General features: G+C 53.5%; 17 protein-coding genes. 11 read left to right on the top strand and 6 right to left on the bottom strand.

Annotated elements, in window-relative coordinates; translation table 11 throughout:
- The first annotated feature begins 33 nt into the window (after positions 1-33).
- From pyrC to M8370_RS09680, 7 genes are all read left to right on the top strand, one after another.
- On the top strand, positions 34-1,080 hold the full coding sequence (gene pyrC / locus M8370_RS09710; RefSeq protein ID WP_020689622.1) for a dihydroorotase: 1,047 nt from the start codon (positions 34-36) through the stop codon (positions 1,078-1,080).
- Between the two features lie 74 nt (positions 1,081-1,154).
- Positions 1,155-1,400, top strand: coding sequence for a DNA damage-inducible protein I (gene dinI / locus M8370_RS09705; protein WP_013097151.1), 246 nt, complete (start codon positions 1,155-1,157; stop codon positions 1,398-1,400).
- Positions 1,401-1,672: 272 nt separating this feature from the next.
- A complete protein-coding gene (gene bssS, locus M8370_RS09700; RefSeq protein ID WP_008500827.1) occupies positions 1,673-1,927 on the top strand; it encodes a biofilm formation regulator BssS in 255 nt (84 codons plus the stop codon).
- A gap of 116 nt (positions 1,928-2,043) precedes the next feature.
- The gene (gene solA, locus M8370_RS09695) at positions 2,044-3,162 is read left to right on the top strand and encodes an N-methyl-L-tryptophan oxidase (protein ID WP_044158660.1); all 1,119 of its coding nucleotides are present in this window, start codon (positions 2,044-2,046) and stop codon (positions 3,160-3,162) included.
- 56 nt (positions 3,163-3,218) lie between these two features.
- Positions 3,219-3,332, top strand: a complete 114-nt coding sequence (locus tag M8370_RS09690; RefSeq protein WP_020689623.1) for a YceO family protein — start codon at positions 3,219-3,221, stop codon at positions 3,330-3,332.
- 218 nt (positions 3,333-3,550) lie between these two features.
- The gene (locus M8370_RS09685) at positions 3,551-4,117 is read left to right on the top strand and encodes a cytochrome b (RefSeq protein WP_028027945.1); all 567 of its coding nucleotides are present in this window, start codon (positions 3,551-3,553) and stop codon (positions 4,115-4,117) included.
- Between the two features lies 1 nt (position 4,118).
- Complete coding sequence (locus M8370_RS09680) at positions 4,119-4,697, top strand: YceI family protein (protein WP_013097156.1); 579 nt, start codon at positions 4,119-4,121, stop codon at positions 4,695-4,697.
- A gap of 41 nt (positions 4,698-4,738) precedes the next feature.
- Here the strand turns inward: M8370_RS09680 and trhO are convergent, their stop codons facing one another.
- A complete protein-coding gene (gene trhO / locus M8370_RS09675; RefSeq protein WP_013097157.1) occupies positions 4,739-5,788 on the bottom strand; it encodes an oxygen-dependent tRNA uridine(34) hydroxylase TrhO in 1,050 nt (349 codons plus the stop codon).
- Between the two features lie 223 nt (positions 5,789-6,011).
- On the opposite strand from trhO, the gene M8370_RS09670 reads away from it, so the two are divergent.
- From M8370_RS09670 to M8370_RS09660, 3 genes are all read left to right on the top strand, one after another.
- A complete protein-coding gene (locus M8370_RS09670) occupies positions 6,012-6,938 on the top strand; it encodes a Kdo(2)-lipid IV(A) acyltransferase (protein WP_097536488.1) in 927 nt (308 codons plus the stop codon).
- A 142-nt stretch (positions 6,939-7,080) separates the two neighbouring features.
- Positions 7,081-8,298 (top strand): multidrug efflux MFS transporter MdtG, encoded by a 1,218-nt coding sequence (mdtG, locus tag M8370_RS09665; RefSeq protein ID WP_028027946.1) that lies wholly within the window; start codon positions 7,081-7,083, stop codon positions 8,296-8,298.
- A gap of 97 nt (positions 8,299-8,395) precedes the next feature.
- Positions 8,396-8,770, top strand: a complete 375-nt coding sequence (locus M8370_RS09660) for a MysB family protein (RefSeq protein ID WP_014831418.1) — start codon at positions 8,396-8,398, stop codon at positions 8,768-8,770.
- 6 nt (positions 8,771-8,776) lie between these two features.
- On the opposite strand, the gene M8370_RS09655 is transcribed toward M8370_RS09660, so the two are convergent.
- The 3 genes from M8370_RS09655 to mdoG form a co-directional block, all read right to left on the bottom strand.
- Positions 8,777-9,004 (bottom strand): YceK/YidQ family lipoprotein, encoded by a 228-nt coding sequence (locus tag M8370_RS09655; protein ID WP_013097162.1) that lies wholly within the window; start codon positions 9,002-9,004, stop codon positions 8,777-8,779.
- 84 nt (positions 9,005-9,088) lie between these two features.
- On the bottom strand, positions 9,089-11,617 hold the full coding sequence (gene mdoH, locus M8370_RS09650) for a glucans biosynthesis glucosyltransferase MdoH (RefSeq protein ID WP_250020834.1): 2,529 nt from the start codon (positions 11,615-11,617) through the stop codon (positions 9,089-9,091).
- On the bottom strand, positions 11,610-13,163 hold the full coding sequence (mdoG, locus tag M8370_RS09645; RefSeq protein ID WP_020689627.1) for a glucans biosynthesis protein MdoG: 1,554 nt from the start codon (positions 13,161-13,163) through the stop codon (positions 11,610-11,612). Before mdoG ends, mdoH begins: the two co-directional genes overlap by 8 nt.
- A 255-nt stretch (positions 13,164-13,418) precedes the next feature.
- Here mdoG and mdoC point away from each other — a divergent pair, with 255 nt between their 5' ends.
- Positions 13,419-14,558: a glucans biosynthesis protein MdoC gene (gene mdoC, locus M8370_RS09640; RefSeq protein ID WP_013097165.1), complete on the top strand. Its 1,140-nt coding sequence runs from the start codon at positions 13,419-13,421 to the stop codon at positions 14,556-14,558.
- A 34-nt stretch (positions 14,559-14,592) separates the two neighbouring features.
- Here mdoC and ymdB read toward each other — a convergent pair whose 3' ends face one another.
- Together ymdB and M8370_RS09630 are read right to left on the bottom strand one after the other, a co-directional pair.
- Positions 14,593-15,135: an O-acetyl-ADP-ribose deacetylase gene (ymdB, locus tag M8370_RS09635; protein ID WP_045295774.1), complete on the bottom strand. Its 543-nt coding sequence runs from the start codon at positions 15,133-15,135 to the stop codon at positions 14,593-14,595.
- Positions 15,136-15,240: 105 nt separating this feature from the next.
- Positions 15,241-15,561 carry a YmdA family protein gene (locus M8370_RS09630; RefSeq protein WP_038985522.1) on the bottom strand — a complete coding sequence of 107 codons (321 nt, stop codon included), beginning with the start codon at positions 15,559-15,561 and terminating at the stop codon, positions 15,241-15,243.
- Positions 15,562-15,643 lie beyond the last annotated feature (82 nt).

The raw sequence follows: 15,643 nt of genomic DNA, 5'->3' as shown, positions 1-15,643 counted from the left end.
CTAATGACTGATTCCTGACAAGCCGGAGCTTCCATGACTGCACAACCCCAGGTTCTTAAAATCCGCCGCCCTGACGACTGGCATATCCATCTGCGTGATGGCGATATGTTGAAAACGGTCGTGCCGTATACCAGCGAAATTTATGGCCGCGCGATTGTCATGCCTAACCTGGTTCCACCAGTCACCACCGTTGATGCCGCTATGGCTTATCGCCAGCGAATTCTTGATGCCGTGCCGGCAGGACATGATTTCACTCCGCTGATGACCTGCTATCTGACCGACACCCTCGATCCGAATGAAGTGGAACGCGGCTTTAACGAAGGCGTGTTCACCGCGGCGAAACTCTACCCGGCTAACGCTACCACCAACTCCAGCCACGGTGTCACCAGTATTGACGCCATCATGCCGGTTCTGGAGCGCATGCAAAAACTGGGCATGCCGCTGCTGGTACACGGTGAAGTGACCCACGCCGACATTGATATCTTCGACCGTGAAGCCCGCTTTATCGAAACCGTAATGGAGCCGCTACGCCAGCGTCTTCCTGCGCTTAAAGTGGTGTTTGAACACATCACCACCAAAGATGCCGCAGAGTATGTCCGCGATGGCAATGAACTGATTGCCGCCACCATCACGCCGCAGCATCTGATGTTTAACCGCAACCATATGCTGGTTGGCGGCGTTCGTCCGCATCTCTATTGCCTGCCCATTCTGAAGCGTAACGTTCATCAGCAGGCGCTGCGTGAACTCGTTGCCAGCGGTTTCTCCCGCGCCTTCCTCGGCACGGACTCCGCGCCTCATGCACGCCACCGCAAAGAGGCCAGCTGCGGTTGCGCAGGCTGCTTTAATGCCCCTACCGCACTCGCCAGCTACGCCACCGTGTTTGAAGAGATGAATGCCCTGCAACATTTCGAAGCGTTCTGCTCGCTCAATGGACCACGCTTCTACGGGCTGCCGGTCAACGAAACGTTCATTGAACTGGAGCGTAAAGAGAGCCGCGTGGACGAGGCCATTCCGCTGACGGATGACACGCTCATCCCATTCCTTGCCGGTGAAACCGTCAACTGGACGGTAAAACGCTAAAAAAACAGTGCCCCTTGTTGTCAAACCTATAATATACCTGTATAAATAAACAGTATATTACACAGGGGGCATTTATGCGTATTGAAGTCACCATAGCCAAAACAACCGTTCTGCCTGCTGGCGCGCTTGATGCGCTGGCCGGTGAATTATCCCGCCGTATTAACAGTACTTTCCCTGACAACGCTGGTGCCGTAACGGTTCGTTATGCGGCGGCAAACAACCTCTCCGTCATTGGCGGCGCGAAAGAAGATAAAGACCGTATCAGCGAAATCCTGCAGGAAACCTGGGAAAGCGCCGACGACTGGTTCATCACAGATTAATCTTGCTCCCTCATTGTTCTTTTTTGCCGGGTCGCCCCGGCTTTTTTTCGTCTGAAATCCGGTTCGTTCAAATTAATTCGGCAACAAATTTAAAAATCGTGAACAAGGTGGTGTTTTATTGTTCGAACAATCCTAAAAAGCAGAAAAATGTGTTGCCAGCTGTTTATTTTTCCCTTGCGAACCCTTATTACTTGTATACTGAAGATGCTTTCAGAAAAACATGCATTGAACCTCGGAGCCGTTGTCTTCTAACACGCATTAAGGGGGTTATAATGGAAAAGAATAGCGAAGTCATCCAGACCCATCCGCTTGTTGGCTGGGATATCAGTACCGTAGATAGCTACGATGCGCTGATGCTGCGTTTGCACTACCAGACCCCGAATCAACTCAACCGTGAAGAAGCGGAAGTTGGACAGACGCTGTGGCTTACAACAGACGTCGCCCGTCAGTTTATTTCTATTTTAGAGGCAGGTATTGCCAAAATAGAATCTGGCGACTATCAGGAAAATGAGTATAAACGGCACTAGGTTTATACCTATTCTTCGCTCAACAGGCACCCTCCGGGTGCCTTATTTATTTCTCCCTTGTGTCAGCCCGCATAGTTAATTACTCTGCTAACAAAGCGTGAGTTCGAGAGATGGATATGAGATACGACTTAATCATTATTGGTAGCGGATCCGTGGGGTCTGCCGCCGGTTATTACGCAACGCAAGCGGGTCTGAAGGTCCTGATGATCGATGCCCACCGTCCTCCCCATGCAGAGGGCAGCCATCATGGCGACACCCGGCTTATTCGCCACGCCTACGGTGAAGGCGAGCGCTATGTTCCGCTGGTGCTTCGCGCCCAGACGCTATGGGATGAACTGGCGAAGCTGACGGAAGAACGCATTTTCGAACGCACGGGCATCATCAACCTGGGCCCTGCCCGCTCTGATTTTCTGGCCAACGTTGAACAGAGTGCGAAAGCGTTTAATCTTGATGTGGAGAAGCTGGACGCGGCAGGCATCATGGCCCGTTGGCCAGAGATTGCCGTCCCGGACGATTATATCGGCCTGTTTGAAGCCAACTCCGGGGTCTTACACAGTGAAACGGCCATCAAAACCTGGATCGATCTTGCGGAAAAAGCGGGCTGCGCTCAGCTCTTTAACTGCCCGGTGGAATCCCTCACTCATCACGCTGACGGCGTTACGGTCACCACTGCGGACGGAGAATATTCAGCGTCCCGTCTGCTGATTAGCGCAGGTACCTGGGTCACCCGTCTGCTGCCCGATCTGCCTGTTCAGCCGGTGCGCAAGGTCTTCTCCTGGTTCCAGTCGGATGGCCGTTACAGTGCACAGAATAAATTCCCGGCATTTACCGGGGAGTTACCGAACGGCGATCAGTTTTACGGCTTCCCGTCTGAGAAAGACGCGCTCAAAATCGGAAAACACAATGGCGGGCAGGCGATCTCCTCCCCTGAAGAGCGTAAACCGTTCGGTGCATACCCACAGGATGGCTCCGAAGCGTTTACCTTCCTGCGCAATATCCTGCCGGGCGTAGGCGGTTTACTGTATGGTGCTGCCTGCACCTACGACAACACGCCGGACGAAGACTTCATCATTGACACCTTGCCGGGGCATGACAACACGCTGCTTATCACTGGCCTCAGTGGTCATGGCTTCAAGTTCGCCTCCGTGCTGGGCGAAATCGCTGCGCAGTTTGCCCAGGGGATCGCACCGCAGTTTGATCTCACCCCCTTCTCACTTTCGCGTTTTAGCAGATAATCCGCCGCGGGTTTCGGACGTCCGGAACCCGTTTTCCAGACAGAAAACGGGACATTATGCGCAGGATCGTTGGCTTTCTTATCAATAACATTCGTGAGCATTTTATGCTCTATATTTTATTATGGGTGCTGCTGGCACTCATCGATATTATTTACATTGTATTTTACTGAAAAGTGAAGCTGACAATTACTGACATTACTTTAGGTTAGCTTAATCTTTTGCTTGCTGCTTATTCCGCCTTGGACGAAGCGATTGAATTACATTTGCGGATCATTTTCAAAACTGCTGAAATAAATAAAATAAAAATCTATATTCAATTATTTCAGTTGCAATATCATTTATTCCCGTTCATTTTTACTATTCTGTTTTTCTTCGAATGGTCATTCTGATGCAATTGCGTAACTCCTCTCAGCGCTACGGAATAATATCCATGTGTTTACACTGGATAGTTGCTCTTACCGTTTATGCAATGTTCGGACTGGGTCTGTGGATGGTGACACTCAGTTATTACGACGGCTGGTATCACCAGGCACCAGAACTGCATAAAAGCATCGGCATCCTGCTGATGATGACGTTGGTTATTCGCGTGATCTGGCGTCACATTTCCCCGCCGCCCGCCGCGCCCAAAACCCACAGTAAATTAACGCGTGTCAGCGCGGTTGCCGCGCACGTTACGCTCTATATCCTGCTGTTCGCCATTCTGATTAGCGGCTATCTCATTTCCACTGCAGACGGCAAGCCGATTAACGTCTTTGGCCTGTTTGAGGTTCCGGCCACGCTCTCTGACGCAGGGGTTCAGGCCGACACCGCAGGCGTGGTGCATCTCTGGCTCGCGTGGAGCGTGGTGATCCTGTCTGTCCTGCACGGGCTTGCCGCCCTTAAACACCATTTCATCGATAAAGACGATACGTTAAAGCGCATGCTTGGCCGTTCGTCAGTTGACTCTGGAGCATAAAATGAAAAAACACCTGCTGGGTATCGCATTAGGTTCTCTGTTATTCACCACCGGTTCTGCCGTGGCGGCTGATTATAAAATTGATAAAGAAGGCCAGCATGCTTTCGTCAATTTCCGTATTCAGCACCTCGGTTATAGCTGGCTGTACGGTACCTTTAAAGATTTTGACGGCACATTCACCTTTGACGATAAAAATCCTGCCGCCGATAAGGTCAATGTGACCATTAATACGAATAGCGTCGACACCAACCATGCAGAGCGCGATAAACATTTGCGTAGTGCGGAATTCCTGAATGTATCAAAATTCCCACAGGCGACCTTTACGTCGACCGAGGTGAAGAAAGAAGGTGAGAAGCTGAATATTACCGGTAATCTGACGCTCAATGGCGTCACGAAACCGGTGACCCTGGAAGCCAAATTACTCGGCCAGGGTGACGATCCGTGGGGTGGCAAACGCGCAGGTTTTGAAGCCGCAGGGAAAATTCATCTGAAAGATTTTAATATCACCACGGATTTGGGTCCGGCGTCTCAGGACGTAGAACTGATTATTTCCGTTGAAGGTGTTCAGCAGAAGGCATAATAAACACGCCCGGCAGGGTTTGACGTTGCCGGGCGTCATTATCATTCCGGGTCAGGAATACCCAGTTTGGTATTCAGGCGGCCACGGGATTTATTAAAAATCTTATTGCCGTTTTCACGTCCCGCACGACGGCGGCGCTGCTCCTCTTCCGGCAGCATGCTCTCTTCACTGCACAGTTCGCTACAGCAGCCGTTGAATTTCTCTGCGCACGCCGGGCACTGAATAAACAGCAGATGACAACCGTCATTTTTGCAGTTGGTGTGGGTATCGCACGGTGCGCCGCACTGGTGGCAATGGGCAATCACGTCTTCTGAAATACGCTCACCCATTCGCTCGTCAAAGACAAAGTTTTTACCGATAAAACGCACCGGTAACCCCTGCTCACGGGCACGGCGGGCATACTCGATGATACCGCCTTCGATATGCCAGACCTTATTAAATCCGTTATGTTTCATCCATGCGCTGGCTTTTTCGCAGCGAATACCGCCGGTGCAGTACATAACGATTTTCTTATCTTTATGTTCCTGCATCATCTCAACCGCTTTCGGCAGTTGCTCGCGGAAGGTGTCGGCCGGGATTTCCATTGCGTTCTCGAAATGGCCCACTTCATATTCGTAGTGGTTACGCATATCGATGAATACCGCGTCCGGGTCATCAAGCATCGCATTGACTTCCGCCGCCTTCAGGTATTCCCCCACATCGGCCGGGTTGAAGGCCGGGTCGTCAATGCCGTCTGCCACGATGCGCTCACGCACTTTCATACGCAGCACCCAGAATGATTTACCGTCATCGTCCAGGGCGATGTTCAGGCGTAAGCCGTTCAGCGCCGGATCGAAGCCGTAAAGAAAATCGCGGAAGGCGCTCACGTTGCTTTCCGGGATGCTGATCTGGGCGTTGATACCTTCACGCGCCAGATAGACGCGCCCAAAGACGTTCAGCGCGGTGAAGGCTTTATAAAGTTCATCGCGGGTCGCTTGCGGATCGTTGATCGTGAAGTATTTATAGAATGAGATGGTCGTGCGCGGTTCGGTTTCAGCCAACATACGCGCTTTCAACATCTCATTCGATACGCGGTTGTGTAACACTGGCATGGTGTACAAGTCCTGCAATCGTTATTGAGAAAGGAAAATCGGTCGGCATCATATAGCAAACAATAACAATTTACATCCACACAATTTACGCTACATTTCTGTCAGCCTGAACTATGCGTCATAACATTTGCTGCATTAGCGCGCGTTTCGACATCAGACATTTTGGCTATGTAGTAAAAAATGAGACACTAAGACCTTCAGGACGTTAGAAAACAGGACCGACATGACCCAATTACCGAAATTTACCGTCACCCTTTTGCATCCTCGCTATTGGTTGACCTGGCTTGGCATTGGCTTTTTATGGCTTCTGGTCCAACTCCCCTACCCGGTTATTTTCCGTCTGGGCAAAAGCCTGGGTCGTCTTGCGCAAACGTTTATGAAGCGTCGCGCCAGAATTGCCTACCGCAACCTTGAACTGTGCTTCCCGGACATGAGCGAGGCTGAACGTCATGACATGGTGACCAGGAATTTCGAGTCTGTCGGCATGGGGCTGATGGAAACAGGAATGGCGTGGTTCTGGCCGGACAAACGCATGGCGCGCTGGAGCGTCGTTGCCGGTACGGGGATGGAGCCGGTGCATTCGCTGCAGGCGAATCAGACGGGCGTGCTGCTGATTGGCGTACACTTTCTGACCCTGGAAATCGGCGCCCGTATGTTCGGTATGCAGGCGCCCGGCATTGGGGTTTATCGTCCAAACGACAACCCGGTTATTGATCTGATCCAGACCAATGGCCGTATGCGGTCCAACAAAAGCATGATCGACCGTAAGGATCTGAAGGGTATGATCCGCGCCCTCAAATCAGGTGAAGTAGTCTGGTATGCCCCCGATCACGACTACGGCCCGCAATCCAGCGTATTTGTTCCGTTCTTTGCCGTTGAAGAGGCGGCCACCACCACGGGCACCTGGATGCTGGCACGCATGTCCAAAGCCGCCATCGTCCCTTTTGTTCCGCGCCGCAAACCGGATGGTTCGGGTTACGAATTGATTATGCTGGAGCCCGAACTGGCGCCTCCACTGGATGATGCTGAGACCACCGCACGCTGGATGAACGGCATTGTCGAGAAATGCATTATGCTCGCACCGGAGCAGTACATGTGGCTGCACCGCCGCTTTAAAACACGGCCAGAAGGCACGCCGTCCCGCTATTAATTCCCCCTGCGGCCCTTTGGGCCGCTCCCTGTTTTAGCTTTAAAAGCTCTCCCTCATTGCGGCAATCATAACCCAGGCGCATAATTAGCAGGCTTATTACTTCATGCCTTACGGTGCGCTGCACCTCATTATGCGGATTGTTATGTCACCCTCAGATGCCCCCATAAACTGGAAACGTAACCTTACGGTTGCCTGGCTTGGCTGTTTTCTTACCGGCGCGGCGTTTAGCCTCGTGATGCCCTTTCTGCCCCTGTACGTTGAACAACTGGGCGTGACGGGCCACAGTGCGCTCAATATGTGGTCTGGTCTGGTGTTCAGCATCACTTTCCTCTTCTCCGCCATTGCTTCGCCGTTCTGGGGCGGCCTTGCCGACCGTAAAGGGCGTAAAATCATGCTGCTGCGCTCGGCGCTGGGAATGGCCATCATCATGGCGTTAATGGGTGTGGCGCAGAACGTCTGGCAGTTTCTGATTTTGCGCGCGCTACTTGGCCTGCTGGGAGGATTTATTCCCAACGCGAATGCGCTGATCGCCACTCAGATCCCGCGTCATAAAAGCGGCTGGGCGCTCGGGACGCTCTCAACCGGAGGCGTCAGCGGCGCCTTGCTGGGGCCTCTGGCGGGCGGCTTGCTGGCGGACAGCTATGGCCTGCGCCCGGTATTTTTCATTACTGCCAGCGTGTTGTTCCTCTGCTTTATCGTTACGCTGATCTGCATTCGTGAAAACTTCACCCCCGTCGCCAAAAAAGAGATGCTCCACGCACGGGATGTGCTGGCTTCACTCAAAAACCCCAGACTGGTACTGAGCCTGTTCGTGACGACCCTGATTATTCAGGTCGCGACCGGTTCGATTGCCCCTATTCTGACGCTGTACGTTCGCGATCTGGCAGGTAACGTGAGCAACATTGCGTTTATCAGCGGGCTGATTGCATCCGTACCCGGCGTGGCGGCGCTGCTTAGCGCCCCGAGGTTAGGGAAACTGGGAGACCGCGTCGGCCCGGAAAAGATCCTGATTTGTGCGCTGGTGATCTCCGTGCTGCTGCTCATTCCCATGTCGATGGTGCAATCACCCTGGCAGCTGGGCGTTCTGCGCTTTTTGCTGGGTGCCGCCGACGGGGCGTTACTGCCCGCCGTCCAGACCCTGCTGGTTTACAACTCTACGAACCAGATCGCCGGGCGTATCTTCAGCTACAACCAGTCATTTCGCGACATCGGCAACGTTACCGGCCCGCTGGTGGGGGCCGGGATCTCCGCCAGCTTCGGTTTTCGCGCCGTGTTTATCGTCACGGCGGGCGTAGTACTGTTTAATGCGGTTTACTCGTGGTTCAGTTTATCCCGGACATTACGGCCGGTGGCGGAATAAGACAAATACGTGACGGCTTATTTTCGCATTCATACTTGCAGAATCAGATATTCAGCTATTCTTTCCCTGAAACCTTCTGGAAAACAGGGAGACACCAATGACCATGTACGCCACGCTGGAAGAAGCTATTGATGCCGCTCGTGAAGAGTTCCTCGCCGATAACCCCGGCGTTGATGAAGAAGATGCGGACGTGCAACAACTCAATATCCAAAAGTATGTCCTTCAGGACGGAGATATTATGTGGCAGGCCGAATTCTTTGCTGACGAAGGTGAAGAAGGCGAATGTTTGCCGATCCTGAGCGGTGAAGGAGCTCAGGCCGTCTTTGATGGTGACTATGACGAAATTGAGTTGCGTCAGGAGTGGCTGGAAGAGAACACCCTGCACGAGTGGGATGAGGGTGAATTTCAGCTCGAGCCACCGCTGGATACGGAAGAAGGTCAAACCGCAGCTGACGAATGGGACGAGCGTTAATTACCGCTACTCATAGGGGCCATGGCTGGCATCGATGGGCAACAACAGCGTATCGAAAATCAGCGAGAACGGCAGATCGAGCACTGTCAGGTAGCGCCATGCGGAATCCCGGACATCCCATTTCACGCCCGGATAGTACTGATTCCCGTGGCCCTGCCCCGGAATGGTGCGACTGATGATGCTGCCGCAGCCGCTCAGCAGACATGCCATCATGACGACGATGATTATTTTCATCCGTTACCTCTAAAAAAATACCGGCGTTTAAGCCGGTATTTTATCTGGCGGGTGGCACATTGCTTACCCGCCCTACGTTGCCACTTACTTCGCCTTCAGCGCCAGCGGGTTAAGCTTCAGATCGTTGTAGTAGTTCACCCACGAGGAGTAGCGCTCCGGGGAAGACCACACACGGTAGTGCAGACGCGACATAGTCACCGGATCGCTTAACAGCACCAGACGGCGGTCGCGGTTAAGTTTCTCTGGCGTCTCGTTCAGCGCCTGTTCAACGTGACGATCGCGGGCAATCTCCAGCACCTTACTGGCACGGTGACGCGCGGTAGCCATTGCCGTTGCCAGGGCGTTAAACGACGGGTTAAACACAGCGTGCATAAAGCCATCATCCAGCGTACGACGGCGGTTCTGCTCCAGATAGGTGTCAGTATCCACCAGCACCTGCGGCGGCGAATACTCTTCCGGGATCAGGAACAGCTTCCAGCGTTTGGTACGCAGGCCAACCGTTGAGCGGCTTGAAATAACCGACACAAACGGCGACAGGATCAGCGAGAAGACAATCGGCGCCAGCCAGAACAGGAAGCGCAGATCAAGCCATGCCATCCCAGCAGCCCACACCAGCCCCAGCAGCAGCTGCGAGCCGTGACGCATAAAGGCTTCACCCCACGGCGTGGAGTCATCATCACGCTGCGGTGAGTTCCAGACCACTTCCCAGCCCAGGAACGCGCTGACCACAAACACGGTATGGAACAGCATACGTACCGGTGCCAGCAGCACGGAGAACAGCACTTCCAGCAGCAGTGAAACCGTTACCCGCCAGAAACCGCCATACTCCTTCGAGCCTTTGCACCAGATCAGAATGATACTGAGCAGCTTCGGCAGGAACAGCAGCACCATGGTGGAGGCAAACAGCGCTATCGCCAGCTCCGGACGCCACTGTGGCCACACCGGGAACAGCTGACGCGGTTGCAGGAAGTACTGCGGCTCCGTTAGCGCATGCACCACCTGCAGAGCCGTGGACAGCGCCAGGAACATAAACCACAGCGGCGCGGAGAGATAAGACATCACGCCGGTCAGGAACACCGCACGGTGAACCGGGTGCATCCCTTTCACGAGGAACAGACGGAAGTTCATCAGGTTCCCGTGACACCAGCGGCGGTCACGCTTAAGTTCGTCCAGCAGGTTCGGCGGCAGTTCTTCATAGGATCCAGGCAGATCGTAGGCAATCCAGACGCCCCACCCTGCACGACGCATCAGCGCCGCTTCCACGAAGTCGTGCGACAGAATCGAGCCGGCAAACGAACCTTCGCCCGGCAGCGGTGCTAGCGCACAGTGCTCAATAAACGGCTTCACGCGGATAATGGCGTTGTGACCCCAGTAGTGGGACTCACCCAACTGCCAGAAGTGCAGACCGGCAGTAAACAGCGGCCCGTAAACACGGGTGGCAAACTGCTGGCAACGCGCGTAAAGCGTGTCCATGCCGGACGCTTTTGGCGAAGACTGGATGATACCCGCGTTCGGGTTAGCTTCCATCAGACGCACCAGACCGCTCAGACAGTCACCGCTCATCACCGAGTCGGCGTCCAGCACCACCATGTAGCTGTACTGGTTACCCCAGCGACGGCAGAAGTCATCGATGTTCCCGCTCTTACGCTTCACGCGGCGGCGGCGGCGACGGTAGAAAATCTGCCCATCACCCTGCACTTCGGCAATCAGCTCCATCCAGGCCTTTTGCTCGGCAACGCAAATGTCCGGATTGTAGCTGTCGCTCAGGATATAGACGTCGAAATGGGCGGCGTTACCGGTCGCCTTAACGGACTCCCAGGTTGCGCGCAGCCCCGCGAATACGCGGTCAACGTCTTCGTTACAGATAGGCATAATTAGTGCCGTACGGTGCTCAGGATTAAGGGGTTCATCCCCGACCGTAGACGCCGAAATGCTGTATTTGTCTCGTCCCATCAGCAGCTGCAGGAAGCCCATCAGCGCGGTCCAGAAACCGGCCGAAACCCAGCAGAAGAGAACGGCGAACAGCAGAAGAATGCCACTTTGCAGGATATACGGCAGCAGTTGCATGAAGGAGACCCAGATATCCTGGCCCATCATGTCTGCCGGGTTGATCAGCGCCCAGCCCTGGTAAGGCAGAATCGTCTTCATGTACCAGGTTGCGACAACCGTCTGCGCCAGCGTCAGCAGCAGAAGAATGTAGCGACGGATCGTCCCCACGGTACGCCATTTCTGTTCGGAGGCCTGCTCTTCTTTTGTCAGACGCGACAGATAGCGTGGCGTCACGTCACGCCCGCGCAGGCGATCCCAGAAGCGGCCAATCGGGTTGGTACGCCAGGGGTCGGGGAACATGGAAGAACGCGTTGCTTTCGGCATCGCCTGAAGCTGATCGCGTCCTTCGTCGTCTTTAATCAACTGCCCTTCTGCCAGCGAGTCCGGCCATGCCTGCTCCAGACGTGCCTTCACTGACCCCAGCGGAGAATCATCATCACGTGAAAACTGACGATGTTCCCCATCCAGCGCGGCATGTACCGCGCGGATGTTGCTCTCAGGCAGTGCCGCTTTTTCGATATCCGTCAGCGGCATGGCATCAATATATTCAGATGTATTATTCATTGGCAGGTAGCTGATAGCTCCAGGTTTCACTCAGCGGCTGATCGTTACTGACCAGCGCAGCGCGCATTTCAGTGGTCTGTTTCGGATCTTTCACTTTCACGCGCAGGGTCAGACGCCACCCTTTCGTTACCGGGTTGTAACGTACGGTGTTCTCAACGATCTCACCGTTATCACCGATGCTGGCCTGGGCGGTCACGGCAGTATCTGGCGCCAGTTTCTTCATGTCCTGGCCGGTGAAGTCCACCACGAAAGCGACGGTACCGTCAGGCTGACGGATAAGGTTAGACTGTTTCACGTCACCCGTTGAACGGCGAGTCTGCATGACATACGCGTTATCCGGCGCATGCAGTTTGTCTTCGTCGCGGCTAAAGGTGATCGTGTATTTGAAGTTCATCTCTTTCCCGGCTTCCGGCAGCTGATCCGGCGTCCAGTAAGCGACGATGTTATCGTTGGTTTCATCATTGGTTGGGATTTCAACCAGTTCAACCTTCCCTTTGCCCCAGTCACCTTTCGGGGTCACCCACGCGCTTGGACGCAGGTCGTAGCGGTCATCCAGATCTTCAAAGCGAGAGAACTGACGGCCACGCTGCAGAAGGCCGAAACCTTGCGGGTTTTCCATCGCAAAGCTGCTGACAGCCAGATGTTTCGGGTTGTTCAGCGGACGCCAGATCCACTCACCGTTACCGGCATGAATAGACAGGCCGTTGGAATCGTGCAGTTCAGGACGGAAGTTGGTCGCCGGTGACGGCTGGTTCGGCCCAAACAGGAACATACTGGTCAGCGGCGCAACGCCCAGTTTACCCACTTTGTCGCGCAGGTAGACTTTAGACTGCACGTCAACCACCGTGTCACGCCCTGGCATGATCACAAAGCGGTACGCGCCCGTTGCACGCGGGGAATCCAGCAGTGCGTAGATAGTCAGACGTTTATCCGTTGGTTTTGGACGTTCGATCCAGAACTCGCGGAAACGTGGGAATTCTTCACCTGATGGCAGCGCGGTATCAATAGCCAGGCCGCGCGCAGAAAGCCCGTACACCTGTCCCGCGCCAATAACGCGGAAGTAGCTGGCGCCGAGCATGCTGACGATTTCGTCGTTTTTATCTTTGCTGTTGATCGGGTAAAGCACCTTGAAGCCTGCAAAGCCCAGATCTTTAACCGTATCTTTGTCGTGCTGCACATCGCCAAAATTGAAGTAATCCGGGCTGTATTTGATTTTACGTACCGCCGTTGCCGTCACTTCATTGATGGCAACAGGGGTGTCGAAGTACATACCCTGATGATAAAACTCAAGCTTGAACGGGGTCTTAATATTGTTCCAGTACGCTTTATCGTGATTGAACTGGATCTGCTGATAGTCCGCATATTTCATGTCGCGGAAAACGGAGGGCAAGTTACTTTTCGGCGCTTCGTAGCTCTTGCCTGCCATCGATTTTGCCTGTTTTGCGACATCGTCGATGTTAAAGGCCAGTGCCGATGAGGTATACAGGGATAACACCACTGCAGCACCCAACCAACGCATTTTCATCATCTGTGGTTTATGTTTCATAATAAGTAAGCACTTCCCCCTTTGTGTGCTTATATCGATCCGATCCATTTTAATGGAAACTCAGGCAATCCGACAACATTATCACCGCTTTGTTCAGCTCGCTGGCTCAGGGATTAAGCAAATGAAAGAACCCGCTTTTCACTTTGCGTGCTTATCCTGGAGACAGGGTGTCGGTCTTGGTGTAGGGTTGGCTTCGAATGTAACCATTATGAGTCTTAGGGATAAGGCGAAAAGTCTGAGAATGCACAAAGTTATATGAGCACAACACCTGTAGAACGTGAATACTTCCTCGACTCGATCCGGGCATGGCTGATGCTATTGGGGATCCCCTTCCACATTTCACTGATTTACTCCAGCCACACCTGGCATGTTAATAGTCAAATGCCCTCCTGGTGGCTGACGCTGTTTAATGACTTTATTCACGCCTTCCGCATGCAGGTGTTTTTTGTCATTTCAGGTTATTTCTCTTATATGCTGTTTCTGCGCTACCCCATCAAGCGCTGGTGGAAAGTGCGCGTGGAGCGCGTCGGCATTCCGATGCTCACCGCCATTCCTCTGCTGACGCTGCCGCAGTTCATCATGTTGCAGTACGTAAAGGGTAAGGCGGAGAACTGGCCTAATCTGTCGCTATACGAAAAATACAACACCCTGGTTTGGGAGCTGGTGTCCCACCTCTGGTTCCTGCTGGTGCTGGTGGTCCTTACCACGGTCAGCGTGTTGATTTTTAGCCGCTTTCGCCGCCATTTAAGCGACAAAGCTAACGCCTTTTTCGCCAGTATCACCCTGGGAAAACTGTCGCTGCTCTTTTTGCTGCTGGGCATCGCCTATGCGGCAGTGCGACGGACGCTGTTTATTGTCTATCCGCCGATTCTGAGCGACGGATTATTCAATTTTGTGGTGATGCAGTCGCTGTTCTACATTCCCTTCTTTTTAATCGGGGCGCTGGCCTTTATTTATCCGAAGCTTAAATCGCTGTTTACGACGCCCTCACCGTGGTGTGCTTTTGGTGCCGCCATCGCGTTTGCGGCCTATCTTTTAAATCAGCGCTACGGCAGCGGCGATGCGTGGATGTATGAAACCGAGAGCGTCATTACCATGCTGCTGGGCCTGTGGATGGTGAATGTGGTCTTTGCGCTGGGCCACCGGCTGCTTAATTTTAAGTCCAGCCGCGTCACCTATTTCGTCAATGCTTCGCTGTTTATCTATCTGGTGCACCACCCCCTGACGTTGTTCTTCGGGGCCTATATCACACCGCATATCGCCTCCAACACGCTGGGCTTCTTTACCGGGCTGGTCTTTGTGATTGGAATCGCCATCGTGCTTTACGAAATCCATCTGCGGATACCGCTTCTGCGTTTCCTTTTCTCCGGGAAACCGCAGGTAAGAGCATCATAAAAAAACGCGGCGCACTCAGTGCGCCGCGTGTGTTTCAGGTCTCTAATTCCTGTCCGCGCTGGGTCAACAGCCGCTGATAAAGATGCAGTGTCTCCTCATCGAAACAGACAAATGTCACTTTTTCGGGCATCGGTTTAAGCGACAGGTAACGATACACGGTGTCTACCGCAATCGTCGCTGCGGCAGCTTTCGGATAGCCATACACTCCGGTGCTGATGGCCGGAAACGCCATGGTTTTATAGCCATTATCAGCGGCCAGACGCAGGCAGTTTCGGTAGGCCTCTTCGAGGATACTCGCCTCATGCCGATCGCCGCCATGCCATATTGGCCCCACGGCATGAATCACCGCTTTCGCGGGAAGATCGCCCGCAAGCGTAATAACGGCATGACCCGGTGGGCACTCCCCCTGTTGCTGACGCACAGTCTTGCAGGCTTCCAGCAGTTGCGGTCCGGCAGCCCGGTGGATAGCGCCATCCACGCCACCGCCGCCCATCAGTGACGGATTGGCTGCATTGACGATCACATCAACGTGCATCGTCGTGATATCGCCATGAATAACGTCAATTTGCGGTTTCATAAATACCCTCTGCTTCCCGCCATTTTCTTAAGTGTATCGCAGAGGTACCCGAGAGAAAAAACTATCGGGAAAAACCTCTTCCGCCGTAAAGCGGAAGAGCACACATCAGCGGTACTGAATTTGTACCACCGCGAGCGTTTTTTCAGGATTGAGGTACTTCATGCTTAGGGTGGCGAGGCTGGTATCGGTCACATGGCCATTAAGTGCATCTTCATAACTGACCATGCGCGTATGAATCCGGTTATTTTCCGGGCATGACAACGCAAACTGCCGCGTTTGTGCAGTCACTTCACAGGGGTCGGCGACAATCGCGCCGCGAAAATGAATAACCCCACCCTCAACAACCGTCGCCGCAAAAACCGGGGTTACAAAAAGAGAAACGAGCAGACTAAAACCAGAAGCGAGTTGAGCGATATATTTGGTCACGTGTATGTACTCCTCAATGAAAATCGTCCTTGAGGGGTAAAAGCGCTCCATTAAAGCAAACGTAGTTTCACGTTCCGGAACT

It is taken from the genome of Enterobacter cloacae complex sp. OE43NF, from assembly GCF_023544405.1.
GTDB classification, from domain to species: Bacteria; Pseudomonadota; Gammaproteobacteria; order Enterobacterales; family Enterobacteriaceae; genus Enterobacter; species Enterobacter cloacae.
This window is presented reverse-complemented; position numbering and strand designations above follow the sequence as displayed.